Origin of the sequence: Paucibacter sp. PLA-PC-4 (genome assembly GCF_026241155.1) — a bacterium.
Taxonomy (GTDB): domain Bacteria; phylum Pseudomonadota; class Gammaproteobacteria; order Burkholderiales; family Burkholderiaceae_C; genus Roseateles_E.
Genome location: NZ_JAPFGP010000006.1, coordinates 303314 through 313902, shown reverse-complemented (window position 1 = coordinate 313902; position 10589 = coordinate 303314). Strand labels below are relative to the sequence as shown.

The 10589-nt window shown below is 62.0% G+C and carries 9 protein-coding genes; 1 reads left to right on the top strand and 8 read right to left on the bottom strand.

What is annotated here, in order from left to right:
* Nucleotides 1–493: 493 nt before the first annotated feature.
* The 3 genes from OOZ63_RS12115 to OOZ63_RS12105 all read right to left on the bottom strand — a co-directional run bounded on the left by OOZ63_RS12115 (nucleotide 494) and on the right by OOZ63_RS12105 (nucleotide 4390).
* Nucleotides 494–1189, bottom strand: coding sequence for an adenylate/guanylate cyclase domain-containing protein (locus OOZ63_RS12115; protein ID WP_266005744.1), 696 nt, complete (start codon nucleotides 1187–1189; stop codon nucleotides 494–496).
* 9 nt (nucleotides 1190–1198) lie between these two features.
* Entirely contained in the window at nucleotides 1199–1696 is a 498-nt protein-coding gene (locus OOZ63_RS12110; RefSeq protein ID WP_266005742.1) for a Pycsar system effector family protein, read from the bottom strand.
* A gap of 573 nt (nucleotides 1697–2269) precedes the next feature.
* Nucleotides 2270–4390, bottom strand: coding sequence for a DUF262 domain-containing protein (locus OOZ63_RS12105; RefSeq protein ID WP_266005740.1), 2121 nt, complete (start codon nucleotides 4388–4390; stop codon nucleotides 2270–2272).
* Nucleotides 4391–4705: 315 nt separating this feature from the next.
* On the opposite strand from OOZ63_RS12105, the gene OOZ63_RS12100 reads away from it, so the two are divergent.
* A complete protein-coding gene (locus tag OOZ63_RS12100; RefSeq protein WP_266005738.1) occupies nucleotides 4706–5017 on the top strand; it encodes a hypothetical protein in 312 nt (103 codons plus the stop codon).
* On the opposite strand, the gene OOZ63_RS12095 is transcribed toward OOZ63_RS12100, so the two are convergent.
* The 5 genes from OOZ63_RS12095 to OOZ63_RS12075 all read right to left on the bottom strand — a co-directional run bounded on the left by OOZ63_RS12095 (nucleotide 5008) and on the right by OOZ63_RS12075 (nucleotide 10443).
* Nucleotides 5008–6000, bottom strand: a complete 993-nt coding sequence (locus OOZ63_RS12095; protein ID WP_266005737.1) for a relaxase/mobilization nuclease domain-containing protein — start codon at nucleotides 5998–6000, stop codon at nucleotides 5008–5010. The genes OOZ63_RS12100 and OOZ63_RS12095 overlap by 10 nt on opposite strands.
* Nucleotides 6001–6021: 21 nt before the next feature.
* Nucleotides 6022–6636 carry a hypothetical protein gene (locus OOZ63_RS12090; RefSeq protein WP_266005736.1) on the bottom strand — a complete coding sequence of 205 codons (615 nt, stop codon included), beginning with the start codon at nucleotides 6634–6636 and terminating at the stop codon, nucleotides 6022–6024.
* A 234-nt stretch (nucleotides 6637–6870) separates the two neighbouring features.
* Nucleotides 6871–7269, bottom strand: a complete 399-nt coding sequence (locus OOZ63_RS12085) for a hypothetical protein (RefSeq protein ID WP_266005735.1) — start codon at nucleotides 7267–7269, stop codon at nucleotides 6871–6873.
* Between the two features lie 231 nt (nucleotides 7270–7500).
* Nucleotides 7501–9165, bottom strand: coding sequence for an ATP-binding protein (locus tag OOZ63_RS12080; protein WP_266005734.1), 1665 nt, complete (start codon nucleotides 9163–9165; stop codon nucleotides 7501–7503).
* 66 nt (nucleotides 9166–9231) lie between these two features.
* Nucleotides 9232–10443, bottom strand: coding sequence for a tyrosine-type recombinase/integrase (locus OOZ63_RS12075; RefSeq protein ID WP_266005733.1), 1212 nt, complete (start codon nucleotides 10441–10443; stop codon nucleotides 9232–9234).
* Nucleotides 10444–10589 lie beyond the last annotated feature (146 nt).

Below are 10589 nucleotides of genomic sequence, written 5' to 3'. Positions count from 1 at the left end.
ACCCGAACGCCTGCTGGGACACGGTCGGCTTCTACGGCACCGACTATGCGAAGAAGTCGGGGGTGCAGTTGGCGGCCATCAAGGCCATGGTCGATCGGCTCGCTGCTGCCAGCCACTGAACGGCAAGGTGTGCTGGGCAGGCTTGGCCGAGCGTCGTGCCGGCGCGCCGCCAGCCGCTTCGGTCCGAGCCGGCCCATGGAGTCCAGACGATCGCGCCATCGGCTCTGCTTTCCGCAGGCGCTGTCGTCTTACTGAGCCATCGGCAGTTCATAGCCAACCAGAGCTGCGCAAAGCGGCAGCAATTGGGAGACCGTTCCTGGCCGACAGCGCCAGTACGCCGCCACGACGGCGAGCGGTCGTTCGGCTCATGATCCTATTCAGATCCCAATCTGATTCCACAGCCGAGGCGGATGTTTGCAGCCGGCCAGAAGCGGGCATCGGTGAACGAGGCGCAAAGCGGATATCCGAGCAGGTGAACATTTACTTCGCACAACTACGGGATCATCCACCAGTATGTGGAACTGTAGACCTCCATGTTGTTCATCGAAGTCCAGTACGCCTTCTGCCACATGTCTTGACCGTTGTGAAACTTCACGTCGTCCTTCATGCTGTCATAGACGGTCTTGGTAATCCACGTCGGCTTGCCCGATTCATTCGTGAGTTTCGCTGCGTAGTTGGCAGCGCGCCCGATCCAAACAAGGTCGTTGTCGCCGCGTACTCCAATCCTGGATGTCCTCAGCTGACTCGTGTCGATGCCGACAACGTGACTCAGCTTGAAGTCAGTCGTGTATTGAGCATTGATCGCCGGTTGGATGATCTCCGAAACAGCGTAGTTGATCTTCAAGGCGCATCGCACCGCATCGGTGTTCTTCGTGCCGCCCGTGAAGATCGCCATCACCCGGTCGCCGTCGTATGCGGTGATCGCTCCCCCTTCGCTCCGAATGATCTGTGATGCACAGCGAAGGAACGTCTTGTAGATCTCGGCGCTGAACTCCCATTTGTAGTTGTCGACCATGCTGGTAGATCCATCAAGGTCAGCGTAGAGGACGGTCGCCTTCTCCAAGTCCTTCGCGTGGTTCGCGTTTAGCCGAAGGTCTTCGGGGGCGGGCACGCTTTCCGTCTTCTGAACGTCCCACGCCTGCGCAAAGGTCGACTTGACCTCAGCGGACAGATCGTCTTTCAGTCCCATCATCACTCCCTATTTCTTGTCAAGAAGCGTAATGATCGCCGGGAACCACGGGAGCACTGAGAGGAACGACCACCACATGCTCTTCCTTACCCATGCAAACTTGTCGCACGCAATTTGCGCGTTTCGATGAATCTGGGCCGTCCAATCTTCAAGAAGGTCCGCGTCGGTTGCCTTCTTGAAGTGTTCGATGTAGCCGGCGTCAACACATGGCCCAATACGGCCGAAGAACAGCAGCGACTTCGCAGGACCGGTAACACGCGGAAGCACTGCCATGGCTGCGCAAAACAGGCCGCTGCCCAGGCAGGCCACGGCAACAATCGTGAATAGCCAAGCCCAGTGCGTCCGTGCGGTGCCATCAACTGCGCTGAAGGCGGCCCCGAGACCACCGAGCATTGCCGTGTCGATTGCCACGATCACACCAACCTTCACCTCCGCTGCGGCAATCCAGGCAAGGTTGCGTTCAAGCACCCATTGCGCTGTCTGCAGTCGTTCCTTGTCTGCACTCATGCAAATACCCCCCCTGCAGATATTGTCGTTCACGCTCGCGTCGACTGATCGCGCCAGCACGGGCGGACAGCTTGTCTACGAAGGAAGTCTGACTCGGTGACTGGCGCGTCAGGTGCCTCCCACCAAGCGCTATGTTTGGTGAATCCAGAAAAATTCGAACGGACGGGCCACTGACTTTGAGTCCGGGGGCGGGCGAGATTCGGCACCTTTGGGTCGAGTTTTAACGTCGCATCACGCGGTGTGTCGACTGACTGCAACGGGTCGATTGCGCAATTCCGCAGGCCGGAGCAGCGGTCTTCTGATGGCGTGATGCCCTCGAGGCGCGGCAGAAATTCGCGAACGACCGCAGCGCCTCTCGGACCGGACGTTCGTCCAGCCATTGGCCACCCAAGTCAGTGACTGGCAGGTGGCCGTGAGCGTGAGTTCGGCCGCGGCGACCGAAGGGCAGGAGACGCTGCGAAGCCGAAGTCCGGACTTGGTCGGCAGCTCAAGGCTGAAAGCAGAAGCTCCCCTACGTCTGCTTTGCGACACTACTATGTCGGTAGTGATCCAACGAACTGCTCGCTATCCCAGTCAAACCTCGTCGCCGACTAGTTCGTACGCCCGGCGGATCAGCGCGCACGCCACTTCGAGCTTTGCGTCGGAGTTGACGGAGTACAGCGAACCATCGGTGCCGGCGATGGCCGAGTTCGCGACCCATGCCCATTGAGCCGTCACCTGTACGCCAGCGGCCACCATTGCCAGCTCCGATGCTTCGCAGTCAAACCGCATATCGATTCCGTTCGCGCGGGGCAGAAGCTCGACAAACCAAGTCGGTTGATGAAACACGATCGACTTCATCGGCACCACCTCGGTGACATCATCACCTAGAGCCATGGCGAAGTCGGCCAGCTTGTCCAGCCACAGCCGAACGACTTCGTCGCACTTCAGGTCCGACCGTGTCTTGCCACTAGCTGCGTGCAAAGCGTCGTCCAGATGCGCTTGCTTGATGGCAGCGTCATCGACCTTCAGTCCGGACCAGATCGTCAACGCCCGCTTTGCCATAGTTTTTCCGCGCGTTTCCATTTCGACTGGCGTCCAACGATCTAGTTTTGCCAGCTCGAGATTCAGCCAGATGCTGCTGTCCGCGTAGCCACCGGGCTTGAGGTCGCGCTTCTCCAAAAATGGAGAAGCATGAAGCTCTGAGTTAAAGCCGGTGAGCGTGAGGTTGCCCAGACGATGCAACCAAGCCTGCTGAATCTCACGCCATTGCTCCCCGAGCATCGCCCTCCACTCTTCTGGAAGTACTGCCTTCCTCGGCATCACGTGTTCTATCGACAGACCATCGAGAGCGCTCTTTTCCTTACCATAATTCGTCAACCGCTCAAGCATGTAGAAGGATGTTCGACGGTTGTACATGTCTCCCGTGGTCAGAGCGATTTCAAACTCCTCGTCGCTCGGGAACGCCTTCCCGCGCCCCATCATCACTAGCCGTGCCTTCAGGCTCTCCAACGGGGTATCTAAGCGAATCTTGGATGCCAACGACGAGAAAAGCGTGCCTCCGCTCCGAGTATCGGAGCCGACTACTGAGCGCCGGAACACATAGCTCTCCAGCGTGTCAATTGCTTCGCAGAAGTCCTCGGAATCCAGCGTCTTGTCGTGGTGCATGCGCTCGTACAGCACCATCACTGTCGACACAGCTACGTCGACCAGTTTGCGAAGTCGAGCGAGGCGCGCCTCGATCTTCGGAGAGTCATCAGGACCAATGATGAATTGGCAGTAGTAGCGCCCGAATCGCGCCATGCGCTTTAGCTTTCCGATGGCTTCGTCGTGGTTCTCATTGCGATTCAGATAGGCGGGGTACCAATGCTTAAACTCTGCATAGACGTTTCCCAACTTAAATGGCTTGGCTGGCCGCAACTCCAGGGTGAGAAAGTCGCGCAGAAAGCTGTCGAAAAGCGCCCGGTAGCTGGTACCAAAGGCCTCCTCCAACGGGCGCCAGTAGTTCAAGTACCAAGTGGTCTGCAACTGCTCAGAGTGGCCCATCAACACGTAGTTACGCACCAGATCGGCCTGCGCCAGCTTCACTCCGGTGGAGTTCAGGCTTTCGAAAATGAGTTGCGGGTTGTCCTGGCCCGGCGACAGCGATACCGAGACGATCATGAGCCGGCGGATACCCTTCAGCACGCGCCCAGCGTCATTCTCGGCGATGAGGTTGCGTAGGCATGCAAGGTTCAGCGGCACTTGGCTTTGTCGGTCCTTTGGTTCGGGCGCGTCAAGCAGCAAATGTTGCAGCCATTCGTTGTCCACCCGACGCAACTGGAGCTTCGACCTTAGCTCAGGTTTGTCTACGTATGGGTTCAGCAGGTATTGGTTGTGCAGGGCGTCAGGCGAGTCAGCTGGGGCCACTTGTGCCCTCGACTGTCTTAAGTGGTCGCGCAGCGCCATCAGCAGCAGTAGGCAAGTGGTCAGCCGCTGCTGGCCGTCGATGACGAGCCGCTGCTGCAGCACAGCATCTCCAGATTCGCTGCCCACCCAAACCACCGAGCCAAGAAAGTGAATTGCACCGTCGGGGCCGTCTGCCACAGCGAGAACGTCTTTGACAAGACGCTCGCACTCTTCGCCGCCCCAACTGTAGTCACGCTGGAAGATGGGGATGACAAACTGATGCTGGCCGGCCAGCAACGTTAGCAGTTGGGTCTCTCTCGCTTGCATCTCGGTCTATGCCTCCCCAGTTGATCTTGTGGACGCATGATCATCGCATTCCAAGACTTATCCATCTTGGTCTTCGCTTTACGCGTTGCTGAACTCGTGTGAATTCCAACGTTGAATGACCGCCGGGGCGAGTTGAGCAAGTCGATGGACCGCAACCGCTGCTAAGGCGCCACGGGTCAGGCGCTTCATGCACCGAGACCGCCATTCCTTCCATTTCCCCTAACCACCACCGCCCGGCATTCAGTTGTCTGGCCGCCATAGGCCCCAGCGCTCAATCACCCCTCGAACGCGCGCATCTCCGTCCGGGACCATCGTGTGCAGGTCGGCCCGACCCCATCGCAGCGCATCCAGACAAGACAGCATGTCGTCACTGATAGCGATGTCGACGGCGCGAAGGTCGAAGGGGTCGAACGCAAAGACCTGCCCGTTGTAGGTCGCAACCAAAAAGCGTGCCACTCGGGCGATCTGACCCGAGTCGCCCTCCTCGGCCAATCTGAGCAGGCGCGCAAATGCCTGAGCACCAGCCTGCGTAGCCTGCCGGGACCGCCCTTCGCAAGCAGCGATCTCGGCTCCGATTTCGATGTTGGTGACGTGAAGGCCTGGCCGCTGCATGACGCTCACCTTTGAATCTCACGGTCTTGTCGGCCCTGGGAATCGATGGGCTCTGCTTGAGACGGACCTGACCGCTCCGGTACCTCGCGTTGCCGTTGACGGCCATGTTCTTTCGCGAAGGCGGATTCCGCGATGAAACTAGTGATGCGCTGGGCCAGCTCGCGGTCACTCGGCTGATCCGAGGCCCTGAGCGCGGCCACAATGTGCGTCCAGGCCTCCAACGCACCGACACGGCTGCGCTGGTAAGCCGTGCCCGATTTCGTCGGCTCCGAGGCTCTGCGCAGACGGCCCTCCTCCCGGGCCCTGCGCTGCCACAGGTTGTCGTAGCGGCGCACTGCCCCTCGGGTGGCCTGGCGCGTGGCCTCGGCCTCGACCCCATAGCCGCGCAGCCGCTCCGCAAAGGTCTCGCGCCAGCGCTGCAGATCCGCCTTGCGCGGATTCAAACGCAGGCCGCTCATGGACTCGGCCCGCACGCTCAGGTGAACATGCGGGTTCCCCTGGTGCTCGTGCAGCACCATCACATAGAAGTGGTCCTTCAGCTCGATCTGGGCGAAATCCCGGGCGGCCTTCAGGACGATCTGCGCGTCCGTGCCGCGCGGCATCGACAGCATCAGGTTGAAGGCTTCGCGTCGATGGCTGGTGTCGCCGATCAGCGAGCCGCCCAGACGCCATTGCTCGGCCAGGTCGTGCAGCGCTTCCTTGTCCTGCTGGACTACGCCGCGGTCGTCCTCGATTTCAAGCTGTCCGTTCTTGCTGATGTAGCGGAAGTGGGCCGCGATGGCGCCCATGCCGCGCCCGCCACCCGTGATCTTGACCATGACCTGCGGCGCTCTGCGGGTCACGGTGGCCTCGATGCGCCGACGGATCACCGCCGCCTGGCGACGCAACAAGGTATTCAAGCGGGGTTGCGGCACCGCTTTGACCCTGCGGTTGCCGGGATAGAACAAGCGCTCGCCCCACTGGACCAGCACGCCATCGACCGTTGAGCTTGAGGTCATTTGCGCCCTCCCGTTTCATTGCTACACAGGATCGCCTGCAACATAACGCCGCGAGGTCGTCAGGGCCGAAATCAATGGCGTCGTTGCGGCGAGATGCCGCTGCAACGCCTCGGACAGGTCAGCCACCGCGTCGCTGCAAGCAGCCTGCTCACGCGACGAGGCCTGACGCATAGCGCGCATCAGCGCCTGCAAGTCGCTGGACATGGGCGCCAGCGCGGCGGTGTAACGCAGCAGTGCGGCCCGGTTCTCTGCCTGGTCAGGCGGCACGGGCGTCGGAGGCTGTCCATCGAGCAGGCGCGCCACATAGAACCCTTGGGGCAACTCAGCCGCACGCGCCGCACGGGCCAGGCCTGCGGCATGTCGCTCAGACATGCGCAAGGTCACCTTGGTGATGGTGTCATCCGACCCTCGCAAACCAGCGTCAGCGGCCTGCGCTTGGCAGCCGGCGACGGAGCGCGCATCCAACCACTCAGCGATGGCCGTTCTGACCAGGGTGGCCACCGGCATCCGCAGGGACTGCGCGATGGCATTCAGGACAGCGCCATGCCCGCGCAGATCGACGGTCACTCGCTCGCGACGGAGCGTCGAGCGCGGTGCGGCGTGAGCTGCGTGGCGGGTCCAGATCGCTTTGGCCATGATCACCAATATGCACCCACATTCGGGCTGGGCGAGCGATGATTTTTAGCTAATTTTCATCGCTCGACCGAAGCGGTGGTCGCCTAATATCGTCAATGCGCCGACCTGCGGCCAACAGCGCTGGGCCAGGCCGAGACGCCAATGCCCACCGGATTCAATGGGGTCACCGATTGGTAGAACGATTGGTAGACAGGAACGAAAAACGGGCAGCTAGGGCCCGCATTGACGTACTTCTTAGAGGAGATTGGTCTCCTCCTCTGATTGCCTGTCCAGGAGTTGCGCGACATACATCCCCTGCGACAACTCGGCCGCACGCGCAGCGCGGGCCAGCTTGGCGGCCCGATCGGCAGGCATGCGCAAGGTCACCGTGGCGAAGGTGGCTTCTTTGTGAAGCGGAATCGACGCTGCAGGCGCCGTGCCCATCGCACCTACAGGTGAGGTGTCAACAGCCTGCGCATCCAGCCACTCGCCTAGGACGGTTCTGGCCAGCGCAGACACGCTCATGCGGCGAGATTGCGCGGTGGCGGTCAGTGCCGGGCCGTGACGACGGAAGTCGATGGTCAGCCGCTCGCGACGCGCGCTACTGCGTGACGCATTGGCTCGCGGCTGGCGGACGAAGGTGGCGGTTCCCATGACACAAGTTTGCGTCGGGTTTGGCCCTTGGCGCGCGCTGATTTTTGCTAAAAATCAGCTCCAAGCGCGGCCCAGCAGAGCCGAACCGACAAGCGCAAAACAGCTGCGTTAGCTAGAACAGCGCACCGCTACAGGGGACCCGCCGTGGCGATGCCCGCTCGGCCATGAAGCAGCCCAACCCTATAGAACCCTATAGAACCCTATAGAACCCCATAGAACCGCCCATGCTGCTCAGGCTTCGCCAGCCAGCGTGTAGCTGGCCCAGCGTCGTTCACCCTGCTGCTTCAACACACCCTTGGCCTTCAGCCGCCGCAGCAAGGTGGCCGCCTGGTCACTGGACAAGCGGCACAGCTCCATCACGTCGCCCCGGACGATCAGGCCATGCTGGCGGATGTAGCTCAACACCATCTGTTCATGCTGGATCGCCGAGAAACCGGCCTGACGCGTGTAGGCGGCCTGTCCGCCCGCCAACCGGTACACCTGAGCCGACAACGTGTAGCTGCGCCCCCGGGTGGCGCCGTGAGGCTCCACCAGGCCGGCCTCGGTCAAGGCCTCCAGCGTCTGCCGCGCCTGGGCCGCGTCGCGCTGGATGTAGGCGGCCAGCTCTTCGGCCGTCAGGCGCTTCTGGGTGCGCAGCGCGCTGAGGGCAATCAGGCTGTCAATCGGCAACTCGCTGCTGCCGCCACGCTCGGCGTCCACCACCAGTCGCCGAAACTCCAGATCCGCCGGGTCTGTCGGCAAACGCAGCACGACATCCTCGCGCGAGGTACGGCTGTAGTCTGGCGCCGGTCGGCCGAACTTCAGCAGACCCCGAAAAATCTTGTCCACACCTCGCCCCGAGCGCTCAACCACGCCAATGCGCTTCATCGCGTCCGCCAGCTGCGGATTGCGCGGATGGGGCTCGATGGTCAGTAGATTGCTCAGTGTCACGCCATCGACCAGGCCGCCGGGATTGCTGACGACCAGGGCGCCGTCTTCCAGCCGCACATGCACGGCCCCCAGGCGGTGATAGTCGCGATGGATCAGCGCATTGGCCACCGCCTCACGAAACGCCCCCAGGTCCACCAAGGGCACAGGCACCCGGAACAGCCCCACCTGAAGCTCTTCCTCCGGGTTGTAGGGTCGAAAATTCGTCTCTAGCCAGTCCAGCGCCTTGAGCAGCGGGAAACGCCGGAATTCGTTGAAGCGCACCGACTCGCGCGCCAGCACCTGAAAGGCGAACTCATGGGTAGGCACCAGCTCGCGCAAGGCCGGCTCGCGGCCGATCAACAGCAGACCCGTCAGCGTGGGTACGCGATGACCGCCGGATAGACGCCCGGTCAGCCCCAGCGCGCCGTCCAGCGCCTCATCGTCCAGCTCCAGCAGCACCCGGTCGCCGCCATACTGTTGCACGCTCTGGCGCAGCCGCTCCCGCTCCAGCGGGTCCAGGTCCGCCAAGGTGGCGCCGGCCACGATCTGTGCCGAGGCGTCCATCTGGCCGAAGCTTCTCGCGCGGCTGGCGCGGTCATGCGGCAGCATGGCCACGCACTCGGGCTCACCATCGGCCTTCAGGCGACGACGCAGATAGACGCCGCCGGTGGTTGCCACCTCACCCGGGGCCTTGGGCACGGCGATATGGGCCACCACGACATTGCCAAATTGCACGGGCGTGACCGTCACCGCCAGCGATGGCGACGTGCGCGCGGCCACCAGGCCGGCCATACCCATCAGCTGTTGATGCTCGATGTGCAGCCCCGTCGGCGCGCCGTCGTCCTCCACACCCAGCCACAGCTCGCCGCCCTCGGCGTTGGCGAGGCAGACGATGGCTTCGATCAGGTCGCGGTCCGGCAGGCGTGTGCGGTCGCTCTTGAACTCGACGGTCAGGGACTCACGGGCGGGCAGCTGCGGTGGGGTCATGACTTGCTTTCAGGCTGGATGCGCTCGTTGTGTTCGAGTCAGCGGCATGTGATGCGCTGTGATGCGTCAGGCCTGGCGGCTGAACCGGCCCATGATGACCTTGCCGGACGTGATCAGGGACTCGATATAGTCCGCCCAAAACTGCAGCATCTCGCGCCGCTGCGGCGCGTACTCGGCCCGGTTGTAGACGCCGCGCACGCCGCCAATGGTGTGATTGAGGGCCTTCTCCACCACGTCCGATGGCCAGCCGTTCTCATGCAGCAGGGTCGAGGCCGTGCGGCGCAGATCGTGGATGGTGAAGGCAGGGATGGTCTGGCCCTGCAGGGCGGTTTTCAGCGCGGTGTTGATCGAGTTGTGGGCAAAGGTCTTGGTCCTGCTGCCACGGCCCGGCAACACGAGTTCGCTGGTATCGGCCAACACCTTCAGTTCCCGGAACAGCTCGACCGCCTGGCGCGACAGGTACACGATATGCGGCTTGCCGGTCTTGGAGTGCTCGGCGGGGATGTGCCATTCGGCCTGCTCAAAGTCGACATCTGACCAGCGCGCCAGCAGCAGCTCAGACTTGCGCACCATGGTCAGCAGGATCAGGTGTAGTGCCAACTTGAACTGCCGGCGGATGTTGGACTCGAAGGCGGCCCGCAGAAAGTCCCTGATCTCATCGGGCGACAGGGCGCGGTCACGGGACCTGGACTTGTGAACATGACGCATGGGCAGCGCCAACACCGGATTGATCGGGGCGAGGCCACAGGTCAGCGCATAGTCAAACATCCGCTTCAGCACACTGCGCAGCTGGCCAGCGGCGGCATCGAAGCCCTCATCCTTTTTGCGCCAGATGATGGTCCGCACATCCTCCGTGGTGACCTCCCGCACGGGCTTGGCGCCGATCACGGGCACGATGGACTTCTCGAAATAGCGACGCGGACTCGACACGTCCTGCCGGTCCTTGGCCACCACCTCCCTGAAGAAGCGCTCGCCGAACTCGGCCACCGTGATGGTGTCGGGGGCCGGGACCTTGGCCAGCTGCTTTTGCTCCGCAGGTGAGTGCCCCAGCGCCACGGTACGGGCGGCCTCATCCCGCTTCACGCGGGCATTGCGCAGCGAGAGGGCAGGGTACTTGCCGAGGGTCAGCTTCTCCTGCTTGCCAGCGAAGCGATAGCGGTAGCGCCAGATGATGCCGCCGGTCGGGAAGACCTCGACATACAGGCCCCGATCATCTGTGACCGTGTAGGCCTTGTCCTTGGGCTTCAAGGCCTTCAAGGCGATATCGGTGAGGGCCATGACCACCTCGCTGAGTCCAAGTTGATGCAGCAATTGTGTCCAAGTTGCTACTTGGACTCAAACTTGGACTCAAAGACCCTTGGATGTTCTTGCACTTCTAAAAAAAACATGGACTCAAATTCGCTTTAAGTCATTGAATTTAAAGG

Coding starts and splice junctions, on each gene's coding strand:
- OOZ63_RS12115 (WP_266005744.1), bottom strand. CDS start 1,189: ATGGGACTGAAAGACGATCTGTCCGCTGAGGTCAAGTCGACCTTTGCG.
- OOZ63_RS12110 (WP_266005742.1), bottom strand. CDS start 1,696: ATGAGTGCAGACAAGGAACGACTGCAGACAGCGCAATGGGTGCTTGAA.
- OOZ63_RS12105 (WP_266005740.1), bottom strand. CDS start 4,390: ATGCAAGCGAGAGAGACCCAACTGCTAACGTTGCTGGCCGGCCAGCAT.
- OOZ63_RS12095 (WP_266005737.1), bottom strand. CDS start 6,000: ATGACCTCAAGCTCAACGGTCGATGGCGTGCTGGTCCAGTGGGGCGAG.
- OOZ63_RS12090 (WP_266005736.1), bottom strand. CDS start 6,636: ATGGCCAAAGCGATCTGGACCCGCCACGCAGCTCACGCCGCACCGCGC.
- OOZ63_RS12085 (WP_266005735.1), bottom strand. CDS start 7,269: ATGGGAACCGCCACCTTCGTCCGCCAGCCGCGAGCCAATGCGTCACGC.
- OOZ63_RS12080 (WP_266005734.1), bottom strand. CDS start 9,165: ATGACCCCACCGCAGCTGCCCGCCCGTGAGTCCCTGACCGTCGAGTTC.
- OOZ63_RS12075 (WP_266005733.1), bottom strand. CDS start 10,443: ATGGCCCTCACCGATATCGCCTTGAAGGCCTTGAAGCCCAAGGACAAG.